Annotated in this window: 12 protein-coding genes; 5 read left to right on the plus strand and 7 right to left on the minus strand. The window is 65.8% G+C overall.

Going from position 1 to position 17,181, the window contains the following annotated elements:
- Nucleotides 1-172 precede the first annotated feature (172 nt).
- The 3 genes from ATE67_RS01850 to ATE67_RS01860 all read left to right on the plus strand — a co-directional run bounded on the left by ATE67_RS01850 (nucleotide 173) and on the right by ATE67_RS01860 (nucleotide 6,144).
- Complete coding sequence (locus ATE67_RS01850; RefSeq protein ID WP_156416877.1) at nucleotides 173-1,348, plus strand: efflux RND transporter periplasmic adaptor subunit; 1,176 nt, start codon at nucleotides 173-175, stop codon at nucleotides 1,346-1,348.
- A 43-nt stretch (nucleotides 1,349-1,391) separates the two neighbouring features.
- Nucleotides 1,392-4,808: an efflux RND transporter permease subunit gene (locus tag ATE67_RS01855; protein WP_058814985.1), complete on the plus strand. Its 3,417-nt coding sequence runs from the start codon at nucleotides 1,392-1,394 to the stop codon at nucleotides 4,806-4,808.
- A 70-nt stretch (nucleotides 4,809-4,878) separates the two neighbouring features.
- Nucleotides 4,879-6,144, plus strand: a complete 1,266-nt coding sequence (locus ATE67_RS01860; protein WP_058814986.1) for a DUF445 domain-containing protein — start codon at nucleotides 4,879-4,881, stop codon at nucleotides 6,142-6,144.
- Nucleotides 6,145-6,386: 242 nt separating this feature from the next.
- Here ATE67_RS01860 and ATE67_RS01865 read toward each other — a convergent pair whose 3' ends face one another.
- A complete protein-coding gene (locus ATE67_RS01865; protein WP_058814987.1) occupies nucleotides 6,387-7,181 on the minus strand; it encodes a hypothetical protein in 795 nt (264 codons plus the stop codon).
- 47 nt (nucleotides 7,182-7,228) lie between these two features.
- Here ATE67_RS01865 and pepN point away from each other — a divergent pair, with 47 nt between their 5' ends.
- Entirely contained in the window at nucleotides 7,229-9,817 is a 2,589-nt protein-coding gene (gene pepN, locus ATE67_RS01870; RefSeq protein WP_058814988.1) for an aminopeptidase N, read from the plus strand.
- 203 nt (nucleotides 9,818-10,020) lie between these two features.
- Here the strand turns inward: pepN and ATE67_RS01875 are convergent, their stop codons facing one another.
- The 4 genes from ATE67_RS01875 to ATE67_RS01890 are packed head-to-tail and all read right to left on the minus strand — an operon-like array spanning nucleotide 10,021 to nucleotide 13,545.
- Nucleotides 10,021-10,617, minus strand: coding sequence for an ABC-type transport auxiliary lipoprotein family protein (locus ATE67_RS01875; protein WP_231728007.1), 597 nt, complete (start codon nucleotides 10,615-10,617; stop codon nucleotides 10,021-10,023).
- 11 nt (nucleotides 10,618-10,628) lie between these two features.
- On the minus strand, nucleotides 10,629-11,570 hold the full coding sequence (locus tag ATE67_RS01880; protein ID WP_058814990.1) for an MlaD family protein: 942 nt from the start codon (nucleotides 11,568-11,570) through the stop codon (nucleotides 10,629-10,631).
- Entirely contained in the window at nucleotides 11,570-12,439 is an 870-nt protein-coding gene (locus tag ATE67_RS01885; RefSeq protein ID WP_231728008.1) for an ABC transporter ATP-binding protein, read from the minus strand. Before ATE67_RS01885 ends, ATE67_RS01880 begins: the two co-directional genes overlap by 1 nt.
- Nucleotides 12,439-13,545 (minus strand): MlaE family ABC transporter permease, encoded by a 1,107-nt coding sequence (locus tag ATE67_RS01890; RefSeq protein WP_058814991.1) that lies wholly within the window; start codon nucleotides 13,543-13,545, stop codon nucleotides 12,439-12,441. Before ATE67_RS01890 ends, ATE67_RS01885 begins: the two co-directional genes overlap by 1 nt.
- Nucleotides 13,546-13,623: 78 nt before the next feature.
- Between ATE67_RS01890 and ATE67_RS01895 the strand changes: the two genes are divergently transcribed.
- Nucleotides 13,624-14,355 (plus strand): HAD family hydrolase, encoded by a 732-nt coding sequence (locus tag ATE67_RS01895; protein WP_231728009.1) that lies wholly within the window; start codon nucleotides 13,624-13,626, stop codon nucleotides 14,353-14,355.
- Nucleotides 14,356-14,385: 30 nt separating this feature from the next.
- Here ATE67_RS01895 and ATE67_RS01900 read toward each other — a convergent pair whose 3' ends face one another.
- Together ATE67_RS01900 and ATE67_RS01905 are read right to left on the minus strand one after the other, a co-directional pair.
- Nucleotides 14,386-15,678: a cystathionine gamma-synthase family protein gene (locus ATE67_RS01900; protein ID WP_058814992.1), complete on the minus strand. Its 1,293-nt coding sequence runs from the start codon at nucleotides 15,676-15,678 to the stop codon at nucleotides 14,386-14,388.
- A gap of 94 nt (nucleotides 15,679-15,772) precedes the next feature.
- Nucleotides 15,773-17,179, minus strand: coding sequence for an SLC13 family permease (locus ATE67_RS01905; RefSeq protein ID WP_058814993.1), 1,407 nt, complete (start codon nucleotides 17,177-17,179; stop codon nucleotides 15,773-15,775).
- Nucleotides 17,180-17,181: the final 2 nt, after the last annotated feature.

The raw sequence follows: 17,181 nt of genomic DNA on the forward strand, positions 1-17,181 counted from the left end.
CAACTGTTGTTTCAAGCCTTGCCTATGGTGATGTAATAAGATAATACACCTTCGAAGGGTTTGTTTCGCTGCGTGGATTGGGGGCGGGTCGCTTGAGGGCGATCGCGGTTCCGGCCGCCGCGGGGCGGCGGATGAGGAATTTGGCGTGAACTACGAGCGGAAAGTGGATTCGATGGACAGCCTGGCGGGGACCCAAAGCTTTTACGAAGATCAGGACAATCGCCGGAAGCGGATGTTCACGATCGCCGCCGTCGTCCTGATCGCCGTCATCCTGATCGGCGTCTGGTATGCCTTCACCCACAGGGCCGCCGACGATCCGGCGGCGGCAGCCGGGGGGCCGGGCGCACAGAATATACCCAGCGTGACCGTCATGGTCCCCGGCCGCGTGTCGGTGCAGACGGCCATTGCCGCGAACGGCACCATCGCCGCGCGCCGTGAAATGCCCGTCGGCATCGCCGGCGAGGGCGGCCAGGTGGTCCGCGTGCTCGTCGAGCCCGGCCAGTGGGTCGGTGCCGGGCAGACGCTCGCGATCATCGACCGCTCGGTGCAGTCGCAGCAGGCGGCGAGCCTTGCCGCCTCGATCAAGGTCGCGCAGGCCGACGCCGATCTGGCGCAGGCCGAGCTCGAACGCGCGCAGGCGCTGGTCGGCCGCGGCTTCATCTCGAAAGCCGACATGGATCGCAAGCGCGCGACGCGCGACGCCGCGAACGCCCGGGTCCGCGTGGCGCAGGCCCAATATGGCGAGGCGACGGCGCGCAACAGCCGCCTGAACATCGTCGCGCCGGCGGCGGGCCTGGTGCTGACGCGCCAGGTCGAGCCGGGACAGGTGGTCGGCGCGGGCAGCGGCGTGCTGTTCCGCATGGCGAAAGGCGGCGAGATGGAGATGCTCGCGCAAATGTCCGAGGCCGATCTGCAGCGGATAAAGGTCGGCACCCGCGCGACGGTGACGCCCGTCGGCACCAGCCTGCAGATCGCGGGTCAGGTGTGGCAGGTCGCGCCGATCGTGAACCTGGAGACGCGCCAGGGCACGGTTCGCATTGCGGTCCCGTACAGCGCGGCGCTGCGCCCCGGCGGCTTTGCCGACGCGCGGCTCGTCTCGGGCACCGAACAGGCGCCGCTGCTTCCCGAAAGCGCGGTCCAGAGCGACGGCACTGCCGGAAATTATGTCCTCGTCGTCGACAGCAAAAATGTGATCCAGCGCGTGCCGGTGAAGGTCGGAACGGTGACCGATGGCGGCGTGTCGATCGCCTCGGGCCTGACCGGCAACGAAAAGGTCGTGGTGCTTGCGGGCGCTTTCCTCAACCCCGGCGAAAAGGTGAAGCCGGTGGTCCAGAAATCGTCGCAGTAACGAACCGCATACGGTCAGCACGCGCACAAAAGGCGTTTGAATCATGAGCTTTCGCAACATCTCCGCCTGGTGCATCCGCAATCCGGTGCCGCCGATCGTCCTGTTCGTGCTGCTGCTGCTGGCCGGTGTCGTCAGCTTCAACCGGATGGACGTCAACGACAATCCCGACGTTGAATTCCCGGCGGTGCAGGTCATCGTCTCCCAGCCGGGCGCCGCGCCGACCGAGCTTGAAACGCAGGTGACGCAGCGCGTCGAGGCCGCGGTGCGCGGCGTCAGCGGCGTCGATGAAATGTCGTCCTATATCGGCGAAGGCAACAGCCGCACGATGGTGCAGTTCGCCATCGGCACCCCGATCGACCGCGCCTATAACGACGTCAACCAGGCGGTGCAGCAGATCCGCAGCGACCTGCCCGACGGCATCCTCGAGCCGCAGGTCGTCCGCGTCGATATCGCCGGCGGCCCGATCACCTATTTCGCGGTCGAGACGAGCGACATGACGCTCGAGCAATTGTCGTGGTTTGTCGACAACACCGTCGCGAAGGATCTGCTGTCGATCCCCGGCATGAGCCAGGTGCGCCGCTCGGGCGGCGTCGACCGTGAGATTCGCGTGATCCTCGATCCGGCGCGCATGCAAAGCTATGGCCTGACTGCAAGCCAGGTGAACCAGCAGCTTCGCCAGACCAACGTCAATGCTGCGGGCGGCCGCACCGAAATCGCGGGGTCCGAGCAGGCCGTCCGCGTGCTCGGCAACGCCGCCAATGCCTTCGCGCTGGGCGACTCGCGCATTTCGATCGGCAACGGCCGCACGATCCGCCTGTCGGACATCGCGACGGTGACCGACGGCTATGCCGAACAGCGCAACCTTGCGAAGATCAAGGGCCGTCAGGTGCTCAGCTTTTCGATCGAAAAGGCAAAGGGCGCGTCCGACGTCACCGTCCATGACGAGACAATGAAGAAGCTGGAAGAGATCAAGAAGAACAACCCCAAGGTCGATTTCAAGATCCTCTTCACGCGCACCGAATATACCAAGGAGCAATACCGCAGCTCGATGGCCGCGATGATCGAGGGCGCGGTGCTCGCCGTCGTCGTCGTCTTCCTGTTCCTGCGCGACTGGCGCGCGACGCTGATCAGCGCGCTCGCGATCCCGTTGTCGGCGATCCCGACCTTCTGGTTCATGGAAATGATGGGCTTTTCGCTCAACGGCCTGTCGCTGCTCGCGCTCAGCCTCGTCGCAGGCGTGCTCGTCGATGACGCGATCGTGGAGATCGAGAATATCGTCCGGCATATGCGCATGGGCAAGACCGCCTATCAGGCGTCGATCGACGCCGCCGACGAGATCGGCCTTGCCGTCGTGGCGACGACGATGTCCATCGTCGCCGTCTTCCTCCCCGTCGCCCTGATGCCGGGGGTGTCGGGTCAGTTCTTCATCCAGTTCGGGATGACCGTGGTCTTCGCGGTGCTCGTCAGCCTGGCGGTCGCGCGCATGATTACGCCGATGATCGCTGCCTATTTTCTGTCGGCGCAGGGCGAACAGGATCACGCCTCGGGTCCGTGGGTCGACCGCTACGAGCGTATCCTCGCGTGGACGCTCGACAATTCGAAGCATCAGGCGAAGCGGGCGGGCTATGAACTGATACCGACGCGCCCGATGTTTCTAATCGTCCCGCTTGTTTCGGCCGCCCTGGCCGGGCTGTTTATGATCGCGAGCTATTTCAAGCCGGTGCCGGTCGGCCAGGATGCTCCTAACGCTGCGCTGCATTTTCTGCTGCTTACGCCGATCTCGGTGATCGCGGCGTATCTGCTCGTCGCGCTGCTGCAAGTCATCGTCGGTGCGCTCGCTTATGCGCTTGGCCTGCGCCAATGGGCGTTCACCCATTGGGCAAAGTCGATTGCGCAGCGCGCCTATGCGCGCCTGTTCGACCATCGCGTCTGGATCGTCGGCATCGGCGTTGTCGCCTTTGCCGCGAGCATCGTGCTGTTCATGACGCTGCCCCAGCAGTTTCAGCCGACGACCAACAGCGACTATAGCCAGGTCCGCTATGAACTGCCGCCGGGTTCGACGCTGGCGCAGAGCGAGCATATCTCGAACCAGATCAATGCGATCCTCGATGCGAACAGCACGGTCGAAAACGCCTTCTACGACGTCAATGTCGGCGGCGGCAGCGTCTACATCACGCTGAAGAAGAAACGCGAAATCAGCAGCGTCGAATGGGAGCGCAGCCTTCAGCCCAAGATGGCGGCCATTCCCGACGCGCGCGTGTCGTTCCAGAGCCAGTCGGGTGGCTTCTCCGGCCGCGACATCACCATGGTGATCGGCGGCGACGATCCGGCGCTGCTCGAAAAGCATGCGATGACGATCGTCAGCCAGATGGGCAAGCTCAAGGAATTGCGCTCGCCGCGGATCGAGGGTGACATTCCGCGCCCGGAAATCATCGTGAAGCCGCGCCTCGATCTCGCTGCGGAGCTGGGCGTCACGACCGCTGCGCTGAGCCAGACGATCCGTATCGCGACGATCGGCGACATCGATCAGAATGCAGCGAAATTTTCGCTGTCCGATCGCCAGATTCCGATCCGTGTCTTGCTGTCCGAAGATTCGCGCCGCGCCCTTGCCACCATCGAGAATCTGCCGGTGCCCACCTCGCGTGGGACGACCGTCCCGCTGAAATCGGTCGCGGAGATCGGCTTTGGCGCGGGTCCGACCGAGCTTCGCCGTTACAATCAGACCCGCCGCATCGTGATCGGCGCCGATCTGGCGCCGGGACTGGTCACGGGCGATGCACAGAAGAAGATCGACGCGCTGCCCGCGGTCAAGAATATGCCGCAGGGCGTACGCCGGGTGATTCAGGGCGATGCGAAGTGGCAGGCCGAACTGGCGATGAACTTCCTGATCGCCGTGATCTCGGGCTTGATGCTCGTCTTCTCGACGCTGGTGCTGCTCTATCGCCGCTTCCTGTCGCCGCTCGTCAACATGTCGTCGCTGCTGCTCGCGCCGCTCGGCGGGCTGCTCGGCTTGTGGATCGCCGGCATGGAAGTCTCAATGCCGGTCTATATCGGCCTGCTGATGCTGCTCGGCATCGTGGCCAAGAACTCGATCCTGCTGGTCGATTTCGCCATCGAGGAGATGGACCAAGGCGTCAGCAAGATGGAGGCGCTGCTCGATGCCGGCCGCAAGCGCGCGCAGCCCATCGTCATGACGACGGTTGCGATGGTGGCCGGCATGGTGCCGACCGCGCTGTCGCTGTCGGGCGACGGTGCGTGGCGCGCGCCGATGGGCGTGGTCGTGATCGGCGGCCTCACGCTGTCGACGATGCTCACGCTGCTGATCGTTCCAGCCGGCTTCAGCCTCGCCGACAGCATTGAAAAGCGCCTCGGCCGCTTCTTCTCGATGAACCTGCTGACCTATCGCAAGGGCGACGATACCAAGCCGCACAGCGCGCCCGCGCCCGAACCGGCCGAATGAGGGATCGCAGCCGGCGCGGTAAACGACTGCGCCGGTTGCAACCTTTGCGGCATTTCGCCATTTGGTTCGCATGACCGACCATGCGCTCTCCCGGCCGATTGGCGTCGCGATTCCGGCGAAGGGCTCGAATATCCGCGTCGTCGCGACGGGCTTGCTCGTCGTCATGGCGATCGTCTTCATCAGCGCCAAATATTTCCAGGATGTCCATCCGGCGGTCGGCTTCGTCCGCGCCTTTGCCGAGGCGGCGATGGTTGGCGGGCTGGCCGACTGGTTCGCGGTCACTGCGCTGTTCCGCCACCCCATGGGGCTGCCGATCCCGCACACGGCGATCGTGCCGCGCAACAAGAACCGCATCGGCGACACGCTCGCGCGCTTCCTGCTCACCAATTTTCTGCTGCCGCGGCTGATCGCGCGCAAGATGCAAACGGTCGACGTCGCGGGCGCCGTCGGTAAATTCCTCTCGCAGCCGGCCGAGGGCGGCGGACGGCTGAAACTCGGGGCGTCGCGGATCATCGCCGACGGGCTCGGCGCGCTCGACCAGCAGCGGCTGGGCGGCATGGTCAAATCGGCGATCGCCGACCGTCTGCGCGAGCTCGATGTCGCGCCCCTGCTCGGTCAGGCGCTCCAGGCGGCGCTGGCCGAGGGTCGCCACCAGCCCTTGCTCGACGCGATGGTCAAATGGGGATCGAAGACGCTCGAACTCAACGAGCATCTGATCCACCAGATGGTCCACGACAACAGCAACGCGATCGTGCGCTTCACCGGGCTCGACGAAAGCATCTCGAACCGGATCGTCGCCGGGCTCAGCAAGCTGCTCAGCGAAATGGCGGTCGACGAAACGCACCCCTTGCGCATCCGCGTCGAGGAAGGTCTCGCCAAGATGGCGCTCGACCTGCAGCATGACCCCGACGTGAAGGCCAAGGTCGCCAAGGTCCGCGACGAACTGCTGGAGAACAAGGCGGTCAAGCGCTGGCTCGACGGCCTGTGGGAACAGGGGCGCAGCGCGCTCCTGAAGGCCGCGCGCGATCCCGACACGATGCTGGCGGGTCAGCTTGGCGAGCTGATCACGCAGTTCGGCACGATGCTCGGCGAGGACGAAGGCATCAAGCGCACGCTCAACCGCTACGCGCGCCGTGCGGTCGTCGGCATGGTCGACAGCTATGGCGAGACCGCGCTGAAGCTGGTCTCGGACACGATCCGCGGCTGGGACGCCAAGACGATCACCGACCGGCTGGAAAGTGCCGTCGGCGACGACCTGCAATATATCCGCATCAACGGCACGCTGGTCGGCGGTTTGGTGGGCGTATTGATCCACACGGTGGATGTGCTGATCTGACGGGAAACAATAGGGCCTCACGCAAAGGCGCGAAGGCGCAAAGAAGAGTATCTCACACAAAGACACAAAGAGGGCGGCCGCTCAACCGGCGCGGCGTCGAGATTGCGCGAAGTTCTCTCTTCAATATTGCCTGAGGCGCCGGGGGGCGACGATGCGGAGCGCGCCCCCTTTGTGTCTTTGCGTAAGGTTTCCAACGCGGAGCGCCGATTGCCGTCTTTGCGCCTTCGCGCCTTTGCGTGCAATCAACCAAGCACCGCGCTCAGTCCTTCACGAAACGTCGGATAACGCGGCGTCCAGCCGAATAGTCGCTTGGCCTTGCCGTTCGCGACGCGGCGGTTCTCCGCATAGAAAGCACGCGCGGCCGGCGACAGCCCCGCGTCCTCGATCTTCTGAAGCGGCGGCAAGGGCGCACGCAGCATCGTACAGCCCCATTCGACCAGCCGGTTCTGGTGGCAAGGCTCGTCGTCGGCAAGATTATAGACGCCCGCTGCACCCCCAAAGGACGCGATCACGCCGCCCGCGATGTCGTCGACATGGACACGGCTGAAAACCTGGTGGGGCAGGGCGATCCGGTGCGCCCGCCCTTCGCCGATGCGGTCGAGGATCGACCGGCCGGGGCCGTAGATCCCGGGCAGGCGAAACACGCGGACATCGCTGCGCAGGGCCTGCCACGCGGCATCGGCCGCATTGCGATCGGCGCGGCGGCCCTTGATCGGCGCGCTTTCGTCGACCCATGCGCCGCCGGTGTCGCCATAGACGCCCGTCGAGGAAAGATAGCCCACCCAGTTTGCGGGCGCGACGCCGAGCGCTTCGCCATAGCGCGCCAGCACCGGATCGGCGCCTGCAACCGGCGGCACCGACGACAGGATGTGCGTCGCCGCGCGCAGCGCCCCGATCACCGCCGCCTCATCGCCGAACGCAATGCTGTCGCCGCGTCCGTCCTGCGTCGTGCCCACGACCTCCCAGCCGCGCGCATCGAGCCGCGCGGCGAGATGTCCCGCGGCATAGCCCATTCCGAAAATCAGCATCTTCGCCATCGCGCACCTTATTGCGCGCCTGTGCCGCCGCGCCTAGACCCTCGTGCATGACCGACGCCTCTTCCACCCCCGCCGTCCCCGTCACCATCCACCGCGGCGACTATCGACCGCCCGAATGGCAGATCCCCGACATCGCGCTCGATTTCGCCCTCGGGATCGACGAAACGCGGGTGTCTGCGGCGCTCTCGGTCGTGCGCCATGCCGATGCGCCGCTGCCGTTGACCCTGCGCGGCGACGGGCTCACGCCGCTTGCGGTGCGCGTCGATGGCGAGGGCTGGAACGACTGGCGCATGGACGGCCCCGACCTGATCGTCGATCTCGGCGACCGCGCCGCGGCGGTGGTCGAGGTCGATACCGCGATCAATCCCGCCGCAAACACGCAGTTGATGGGCCTCTACGCCTCCAACGGGATGCTGTGCACCCAGTGCGAGGCCGAGGGGTTTCGCCGCATCACCTTCCATCCCGACCGCCCCGACGTGCTCAGCCGCTACAAGGTGCGCATGGCGGGGGACAAGACGCTGTTTCCGATCCTGCTCTCGAACGGCAACTGCATCGCCTCGGGCGAGGACGGCAGCGATCACTGGGCGCTGTGGGAAGATCCCTGGCCGAAGCCGTCGTACCTGTTCGCGCTCGTGGCGGGCGACCTCGTCGTCAACCGCGACGAATTCGTCACCATGTCGGGGCGCAAGGTCGAACTCGGCATCTGGGTGCGCGAGGGCGATGTGGAGCGCACCGGTCACGCGATGAAGGCGCTGAAGGACAGCATGGCGTGGGACGAGCGCGTCTATGGCCGCGAATATGATCTCGACCTGTTCAACATCGTCGCGGTCAGCGACTTCAACATGGGGGCGATGGAGAACAAGGGTCTCAACATCTTCAACACCCGCTATATCCTCGCCGACCCCGACACCGCGACCGACCTCGATTACGACGGGGTCGAGGGCGTGGTCGCGCACGAATATTTCCACAACTGGTCGGGCAACCGCGTCACCTGCCGCGACTGGTTCCAGCTGAGCCTGAAAGAGGGCTTCACCGTCTTTCGCGACCAGAGCTTCTCCGCCGACATGGGCTCCCCGCCGGTCAAGCGGATCGAGGACGTCCGCCTGCTCCGCGCCGCGCAATTCCCCGAGGACGCCGGCCCGCTGGCGCACCCGATCCGGCCCGACAGCTATCAGGAAATCTCGAATTTCTACACCGCGACCGTCTACAACAAGGGCGCCGAGATCATCCGGATGATGGCGACCTTGCTCGGCCCCGAACGCTTCCGCAAGGGCACCGATCTCTATTTCGAACGCCACGACGGCGAGGCGGCGACGTGCGAGGATTTCGTCCGCGCGATGGAGGAAGGCGGGGGCATCGACCTCACCCAGTTCCGCCGCTGGTACGAACAGGCGGGGACGCCCAAGCTCAAGCTGTCGCTTGCCGAAGAGCGCGGCGAATGGTTCCTCGACGTGGTGCAGACCGTCCCGCCGACCCCCGGCCAGCCCGACAAGCAGCCGGCGATGATGCCGCTGCGCGTTGCAGCCTTCGCCATGGACGGCGGAGCGAAACTGCCCGACACGCTCGCCGTGCTGACCGGCGCGACCCAGCTCATCGCGCTCGGCAAATTCGCCGCGCGCCCGGCGCTGTCGGTCAACCGCGGCTTCTCGGCGCCGGTGATCGTCGAATTCGACCGCGCCCCCGGCGAGCTCGCATGGCTTGCCGCGCACGATGACGATCCCTTCGCGCGTTACGAAGCGCTGCAACAGCTGATGCTCGACACGCTCGTCGCAGCGGTGTCGGGCGAGAAGGCGAACGCGCAGGCCGTGATCGACGCCGTCGGACAAACGCTGTCCGGCCGCGCCGCCGATCCGGCCTTTGTCGCCGAGGCCGTGCTGCTGCCGAGCGAAGCGTTTATCGGCGACCAGATGCTCACCGTGGATCCCGACGCGATCCGCCGAGAAAGGCTCGCGTTGCAGGCGGAGATTGGAAAGGCGCTCGAGAGCGACTGGCGCGCGATCCTGTCCGACGTCGCGCCGCCGGCGGCGATCCTGTCGCGCAAGGCAAAGGGCGGCCGCCGCCTTCGCGGTGTCGCTCTGGCCTATCTCGCAGCGACCGACCTCGCCGACGTGCCGGCGCTCGCGTTCAGGATTTTCTCCGATGCCGACGGCATGACCGAGCGGCAGGCGGCGCTGGCGACGCTGGCGCATGGCGACAGCGACGAGCGTGTCGCGGCGCTCGACATCTTCTACCAGCGTTATCGCGACAATCCGCTCGTGCTCGACAAATGGTTTCAGGTGCAGGCGTGGTCGATGCGCGACGATACCGTCGACGCGGTCAGGGAATTGGCCGGATACGCCGACTTCACGCTCGCCAACCCGAACCGCGTGCGTGCGCTCTATGGCGCGCTGACCGGCAATCAGGCGGCCTTTCATCAGGCCGACGGGGCAGGGTATCGGCTGATCGCCGACCTGGTCATCGCGCTCGACCCGAAGAACCCGCAGACCGCGGCGCGGATGATCCCGCCGCTCGGACGCTGGAAGCGCTTCGACGAGGCACGCGCCGCGATGATGAAAACCGAACTGGAACGTATTCTCGCCCAGCCCGGCCTATCGCGCGACGTGACCGAGCAGGCGTCGAAGAGCTTGCTGGGGTGAGGGCTGCTTTGGGGTGGGAAGCGGTCGTTCAATTCTCGTCATGCTGAACTTGTTTCAGCATCCATGGTCTGAGCTCGAATGAAATGCCGCGCCGAAGGAAACGGCAGACCATGGATCCTGAAACAAGTTCAGGATGACGAAGCTATAAATGTCGTGTTCCGGTCGCTTGTGGACGAAAGGGAAGAAAAGGCCGCACCCGGCCGTCATCCCCCCAGCCAGCCGGCCACATCAATCGCGACCTTGTTCGCCGCACGGGTGAGCGCTTCGCCGACGGGCTTGGCCTCGACCGCGCCGATGGGCTCGCGTACCTCGAAGCGGCGCTGGGTCACCGTTTTGCCTCCCGCCGCGACGAGCATCGCCTGGAACACGACGACCGCCTCGTTCGTGCGCGCATCGACGCCGAATTCCATCAGCTGTCCGGCAAGCTGCTCGCCGGGCGCGGTCAGATATTGCCCTTCGTCGAGCACGACGCGCGACGTGCGCGCGGCGACGGTTTCGGAGACGAGGCGCTGGAACAGCCGCGACGGCGCCTCGACCCATTGCGCGTCCTTTACATAAGCGACGCTGCTGTCGTCTTGCTGTACCGGAATGCGCGTCGTGCGAAGCTTCTGCGGCGCGGTGGGGATTAGGATCGTCAGCGTCGCTGATTCAGCCGCGGTGCGCGCAGAGCCGGCCGGCGGCGCGGCATCGGGGTCGAGCGTCAGCAGAAAGGGCGGGGTCTTGCCGCCCAGCCCGCCAAAGCAGCCCGAGAGCGTGACGGCCGCCGCGGCGACAAGCACGGAAGTACGGAGCGTTTGCATTATCTGCGTCCTCATTTCTTGTAATCGGGCAGCTTGCTGCCGCCGAGCACCGCGCCGGCGCCCTGCTGGTCGAGCTTGTCGGTCAGGCTCGACAGCGAGGCGGAGGTGCGGCGAAGGTCGCGGATCAGCGCATTGGCTTCGGGGATCGTCGTCTCGCTGAACGTCTGGAGGCCGGGGCGGGCGTCCGAGATCGCGCCTTCGAGCGTCTTGATCGAACTGTTCGCCGACTTCAGCGTATCGCGCAGATTCTGCATGGCGGGATCGACGTTGCGATCGATCGTGCCCTGCGCCGAGGCGGCAAGATTGCCGACCTGCTCGGCGGCATTGCCCGCCTGCTGGATCGCGATGCGCGCGTCGGCGAGCGCGCGTTCGAGCGCGGGGCCGTTGCGCGCGAGCGTCGCGGTCGTCGCTTCGACATTGTCGAGGATGTTCGCGAAGCTCTCCTGATTCCTGTCGTCCGCCAGTTCGGCCAGCCGCTCGGTCAGCGTCGAGAGCCGCTGTAACAGTTGCGGCGCGGTGTTGAGCAGTTCGCCAAGGCCGCCGACGCGTGTCGGGATAACGGGCTTGCCCGCCGGCCCCTTGTCGGTGATCGGCGGCGCGCCCTTGACCGCGCCGTCGAGCGAGATTTGCGAGACGCCGGTGAAGCCGACGCCTTCGAGCGCGGCGGTCGTCCCTTGCAGCACCGGGACGCCTTCGTTCACCTCGATACGCACGCGCACAAATTGCGGGTCCTCCGGCCACAGCGCGATCTCGCGCACCTGACCGGCCGGAACGCCGGAAAACTGCACCTGCGCGCCCTTGTTCAGTCCGTCGACCGACTGCTTGAAAAAAATGTCATATTCGCGCTTCGTACCGCCGCTGTCGTTCGCGAGCCAGACGACGAAGATCGCGAGCGCCGCCACGAAGAAGAGGACGAAAGCGCCGACGAGCACATTGTTCGACCGTGTTTCCATCAGCTTTTCCCATCCTGCCGTTCGGTGGCCTGCTTGCAGCTTGCTGCTGCGCGCCCGCGCGGCCCGTTGAAATAATCCTGTATCCACGGATGCTCGGTGGCAAGCAGTTCCGGGATCGTCCCGACGGCGATCACCTTCTTCTCTGCCAATACCGCGACCCGGTCGCAGGTTGCATAAAGCGAATCCAGATCGTGCGTGATCAGGAACACGGTCAGCCCCATGGTGTCGGCAAGTTCGCGGATCAGCTCGTCGAACTTGGCGGCGCCGATCGGATCGAGCCCGGCGGTCGGCTCGTCGAGAAAGAGCAGCGCGGGGTCTAGCGCGAGCGAGCGGGCGAGGCCGGCGCGCTTCACCATGCCCCCCGACAGCTCGGCGGGATATTTCGGACCGGCATCGGGCGGCAGGCCGACCATCTGCACCTTGTACGCGGCAATCTCGTCGAGCAGCCGCTGGTCCAGCCGCGGATAATATTCGCGCAGCGGAACCTGGATATTCTCGGCCACGCTGAGCGTCGAAAACAATGCGCCGCCCTGAAACATCACGCCCCAGCGGCGGCGGAGGTCGCGCGATTCCTCGGCGTCGGTGATCGTGTCGAGGGTCTTGCCATAGACCTCGATCTCGCCCGCCGTCGGCGTCTGCAGCCCGACGATCGAGCGCATCAGCACCGACTTGCCGGTGCCCGATCCGCCGACCACGCCGAGGATCTCGCCCGAACGCACGTCGAGATCGAGGCCGTCGTGGATGATCGCATCGCCGAACTGGTTGCGCAGCCCGCGAATGCGGATCGCATATTCGAATTTCTCGGGCCGCACGGCGTCGGCGGCCGCCAGCTCATTTTCGATTTCCTGCTGCTGGATGTCGTCGGTCATCAATTCCATCCCAGCGAGGAAAAGAAGACCGCGAAGAAGGCGTCGAGCACGATCACCAGAAATATGGCGGCGACGACGGCCGAGGTCGTGCGCTTGCCGACTTCTTCGGCATTCTGGCGTACCTGCATACCTTCATAACAGCCCGTCACCCCGATCAATATGCCGAACACCGGCGCCTTGATCAGCATGATGTAGAAATCGGTCATCGGAATGATTTCGCGCAGCCGCTGCACATAGGTCAGCGGCGGAATTTCAAGGCCGACCCAGCAGAAGACGCCGCCGCCGACGATCGCGCAGATGCTGGCGTAGAAGCCGAGCAGCGGCATGGTGATCGTCGATGCGGCGACCCGCGGCAACACGATCGCCTCCATCGGGGACACGCCGATCGTCCGCATCGCATCGACCTCTTCGGTCAGCTTCATCGTCCCGATCTGCGCGGCGAACGCCGATCCCGAGCGTCCAGCGACCATGATCGCGGTCATCAGCAGGCCAAGTTCGCGGATCGACGCGCGGCCGACGAGGTTGATGGTGAACACTTCCAGCCCGAATTGTTCGAGCTGCACCGCGCCCTGCTGCGCGATGACGATGCCGATCAGAAAACTCATCAGGCCGATGATGGGGAGGGCGTCGACGCCAACCGCCTGAAAGCGCGTGACGACGGCGTTCCAGCGAAGCCGCCGCCGCGCCCGTATCTGGACGGCAAGCGCGATGATCATCGCGCCGAAGAAATCGACGATGCCGACGAGCTCGCGCCAGATCGCAACGCTTGCGGTCCCGACCTGGTCGAGCATCCGTTCGATCGCCGAGCGGCGGTCGCGGTGGACGCGATATTCGCTCTTGTCGTCCTTCAGCGCGTCCAGCAGCCGCTCGGCCTCGGGGCTGGCGCCGATGATTTTTGCGCCATGCTCGTTGACCGTCCGCGTGACGATCCACGCTCCGACCGTATCGATGCGTTCGAGTCCGGACAGGTCGAGCGATTCGATGGGGCCCAACGCCTCGAGCCGCGCGGGGACGTCGCCCAGGCGGGCCAGCGTCAGGCGGCCGGTAAAACGGACCGCGGCGCCATGGGCGCCGTCGCTAGTTTCGAAATCCGCTCTGGCCACCATCTTGCGGAGGACAGTGTATTATTTACATTGGGACAGCAAGTCATTCCGGCCCCCTTGGCCGTAACGATGCGCGGCTCTATGGACGAAATCATGGAAACGCCGCCGGTTCAGCCCCCGATCGATTATGCGCATCGCGTCGCAATGTACGATATGGACCGAACGATAACGCGTTCAGGGACTTACAGCGGATTCCTGATGCATGTGGCAAGGCGTCGGCAACAGTGGCGGCTCGTGTTCCTGCCGCTCGTCGCCCTCGCGGGGATCGGCTACAGCCTGCGGTTGATCGACCGCTCACAGCTCAAGGCGATCAACCTCCGCCTGCTCGTCGGAAAGCGTTTCAATCGCGCGGAGATCGCGCCGCTCGCCGAAAGCTACGCCGACAAGGTGATCGCGCGCGGCTTGCATGGCGCCGCGCTCGACCAGATCGCCGCCGACCGCGAGGCGGGATACCGGCTGCTGCTCGCGACCGCATCCTTCCATCTCTATGTCGACGCGATCGCGCGGCGGCTGGGCATCGACGACGTGCTCGCAACCCGGCTCGACGAGCCCGACGGCGCCGATCATATCCACGCGCGGTTGGCGGGCGACAATTGTTATGGCGAGGCCAAGTTCGCGCGCATCGCGGACTGGCTTGCCGCGAACGAGATCACGCGCGATGCGGCGCATATCCGCGCCTATTCGGACCATGTCTCCGACCATCCGATGCTGCACTTCGCCGACGAGGCCGTTGCGACCACGCCCTCGCGCAAGCTGAAGCTGCTCGCGCCGAAGATGGGCTGGCAGGTCGTGGATTGGCGCGCGAAGAAATAGCCCCTCCCGCAAGCGGGAGGGGAGAACAGGTCAGACCGCGTCGAGCGCCTGCGCGAAGTCGGCGATCAGGTCGTCGGCGTCCTCGATCCCGATCGACACGCGCACCAGATTGTCGGTGATGCCGAGCGCCTTCTTGCGCTCGTCGGGAACCGACAGATGCGTCATCGCCGCGGGGTGGCTCGCCAGCGTCTCGGTGCCGCCCAGGCTGACCGCCAGCTTCGCGATCTTCAGCGCGTCGAGGAAGCGGAAGCTTTCGGCTTCGCCGCCCTTGATGAACAGCGAGAAGGTCGATCCGGCGCCGCTGCAATGGCGATCATAGATGTCCTTCTGCCGCGCGTCGCTGATGAAGCCCAGATAGCCGAGCCCTTCGACCTTCGGATGATCGCGCAGGAGGGTGCAGACCTTCAGCGCATTCTCGCCCGCGCGGTTCATCCGCAGTTCCAGCGTTTCGAGGCTGCGCAGCAGCATCCAGGCGGTGTTCGGGTCGCAGATCGTGCCGATCGTGTTGCGCATCGGACGGATGATGTTGAGCAGCTTCTGGTCGCCCGACACGCCGCCGGCAACCAGGTCGGAATGGCCCCCGGCATATTTGGTGAGGCTGTAGACGACCAGTTCGGCGCCCTGCTTGATCGGCTGCTGCCAGAGCGGGCCGAGGAAGGTGTTGTCGATCGCGATCGCCGGCTTCTGCTCGCCGGGAAAGGCCGAATCGCGCGCCGCGCGGACGGCCTCGACATCGACAAGAGCGTTGGTCGGGTTCGCCGGGCTCTCAAGATACACGAGCGCGACCTTCCCGCCCTTTTCGGCCGCGAGCGCCTTGGCGCGGTCCAGGATCGCGTCGATCTCCTCGCGCGTCGCGCCCGCCGGGAAGTCGAGGAAGCTGACGCCGAAGCGCGACAGGATGCGCGCGATCAGCGTTTCGGTCGCAGCATAAAGCGGACCCGAATGGACGATCACGTCATTCTGGTTCACGAGGGCGAGGAGCAGGGTTGCGATCGCCGACATGCCGCTGGAGAAGACGAGGCTGTCGTCGGCGCCGTCCCAGACCGCGAGGCGATCCTCGAGGATTTCCTGGTTCGGCCCGTTGAAGCGCGAATAGACGAGGCCGTCGGCCGGCCCTTCGCGTTTGCCGGTAATATGTTCGAAGAAGCGCTTGCCCGCCGCCGCGCTTTCGAAGGCGAAGGTCGAGGTCAGGAAGATCGGCGGCTTCAGCGAGCCTTCCGACAGCACCGGGTCATAGCCGAGCCCCATCATCAGCGTCGCCGGGCTGAGGTCCTTGTCGCCGATTTTCTTCGTATTTGCCTTGGGTGTGCCGCGGATGGCCATGGGGGAAGCTCCTTGAGATATGGCGGCCCTTATAGCGCTCCAGGTTTCGTTTGAAACTATATTGCGCGCAAATCGTCCGCGCGCCGGTCGCTTTCTACGCTATCCACGCAATCGCCCAGATGACGCCGATCAACAGCGGCACGCCGATGATGTCGAGCGCGAACCCGGCTTTCAATATGCGCGGCAGCGCGATGTGGTCGGTCGCCCAGGCAAGCGCATTGGGTCCGGTGCCCGAGGGGAGCATGAAGCCCCAGCTCGCCGCCATCGCGACGGGAAGCGCGAGCAGGACGGGGTCGGCGCCCGTCGCCGCGATCAGCGCGGCGAGCACCGGCATGATCCCGCTTGCCGTCGCGACATTGCTCGCGAACTCGGTGATCAGAATGGTGAGCGCAACGATGATCGCCGCCAGCAGGATCGTCGGAATCGACCCGAGCGGCGCCAGCACCGCGCCCAGCCAGGCGGCAAGGCCGCTTGCGGTGATCGCCGCGGCGAGCGCGAGCCCGCCGCCGAACATCATGATCACCCCCCACGGCGCACGGTCGGCTTCCTTCCACAGCAGCAGCGGGCGGCCGGTGCCGTCGGGCAGGACAAAGAGCAGCAGGCTTCCGGCAACCGCGATCGTGCCGTCGGTAAGCGCCCCCTTGGGCAGGAGGGGCTCCAGCCATGGCTGCGCGACCCATGCGAGCAGCACGAGCAGGAAGACGGGGACCACGCGGCGCTCGGCGGTCGACCAAGCCGCCTGGTTGCCGAGCGCCGCTGCCGCCGCGGTGCCGTCGAACGGATGCTCGGCGAGCCGCTGGACGCGGGCGACGACGAACATGGCGGCCGGGGTCGCCAGCAGCACCACCGGAACGCCATAGATGGCCCAGTCGAGAAACGAGATGCGCAGACCCAGCGCCTTTTCGATCAGGCCCGCGGCGATCGCGTTGGTCGGGCTGCCCACGAGGGTGCCGAGCCCGCCGATCGACGCCGCGAAGGCGATGCCCATCATCACCGCGCCCGCAAACCCCTCGGTCTCGCCCTCGCGCACGCCCCCCGCGCGGACGACCGCGAGCGCGATCGGGATCATGATCAGCGCGGTCGAGGTGTTGGAGATGAACATGCTGAGCAGCGCGGTCGCCGCCATGAAGGCGAAGAGCAGGCCCGACCCGGTCGGCGCGGCGCGTTTCAGCAGCGCGAGCGCCAGCCGCCGATGCAGCCCGACGCGCTCGATCGCCAGCGCAAGGAACGCGCCGCCAAGGATCAGGAAGAGGATGGGCGAATAATATTCCTTGGCGATCGCATTGGCGTCCATCACGCCAAAGGCGGGAACGGTGAGGAAGGGGAGGAGCGCGGTGACGGTCAGCGGCAGCGCCTCGGTCATCCACCAGATCGCCATCAGCACGGTCAGCGCCGCGACGCGCCAGGCCGTCGCCTCCATGCCCGCCGGTTCGGGCAACAGCAGCATGGTGCAAAAGACGATGAGCCCGCCGATCAGCCCAAACCAGCGCGTGCGCGTCATCT

This window comes from Sphingopyxis sp. H050 (genome assembly GCF_001468265.1).
In the GTDB taxonomy this organism is placed as follows: domain Bacteria; phylum Pseudomonadota; class Alphaproteobacteria; order Sphingomonadales; family Sphingomonadaceae; genus Sphingopyxis.

Excerpts from the sequence above, each read along its gene's own strand:
- ATE67_RS01850 (WP_156416877.1), top strand. The coding sequence starts at position 173 with ATGGACAGCCTGGCGGGGACCCAAAGCTTTTACGAAGATCAGGACAAT.
- ATE67_RS01855 (WP_058814985.1), top strand. The coding sequence starts at position 1,392 with ATGAGCTTTCGCAACATCTCCGCCTGGTGCATCCGCAATCCGGTGCCG.
- ATE67_RS01860 (WP_058814986.1), top strand. The coding sequence starts at position 4,879 with ATGACCGACCATGCGCTCTCCCGGCCGATTGGCGTCGCGATTCCGGCG.
- ATE67_RS01865 (WP_058814987.1), bottom strand. The coding sequence starts at position 7,181 with ATGGCGAAGATGCTGATTTTCGGAATGGGCTATGCCGCGGGACATCTC.
- pepN (WP_058814988.1), top strand. The coding sequence starts at position 7,229 with ATGACCGACGCCTCTTCCACCCCCGCCGTCCCCGTCACCATCCACCGC.
- ATE67_RS01875 (WP_231728007.1), bottom strand. The coding sequence starts at position 10,617 with ATGCAAACGCTCCGTACTTCCGTGCTTGTCGCCGCGGCGGCCGTCACG.
- ATE67_RS01880 (WP_058814990.1), bottom strand. The coding sequence starts at position 11,570 with ATGGAAACACGGTCGAACAATGTGCTCGTCGGCGCTTTCGTCCTCTTC.
- ATE67_RS01885 (WP_231728008.1), bottom strand. The coding sequence starts at position 12,439 with ATGACCGACGACATCCAGCAGCAGGAAATCGAAAATGAGCTGGCGGCC.
- ATE67_RS01890 (WP_058814991.1), bottom strand. The coding sequence starts at position 13,545 with ATGGTGGCCAGAGCGGATTTCGAAACTAGCGACGGCGCCCATGGCGCC.
- ATE67_RS01895 (WP_231728009.1), top strand. The coding sequence starts at position 13,624 with ATGGACGAAATCATGGAAACGCCGCCGGTTCAGCCCCCGATCGATTAT.
- ATE67_RS01900 (WP_058814992.1), bottom strand. The coding sequence starts at position 15,678 with ATGGCCATCCGCGGCACACCCAAGGCAAATACGAAGAAAATCGGCGAC.
- ATE67_RS01905 (WP_058814993.1), bottom strand. The coding sequence starts at position 17,179 with ATGACGCGCACGCGCTGGTTTGGGCTGATCGGCGGGCTCATCGTCTTT.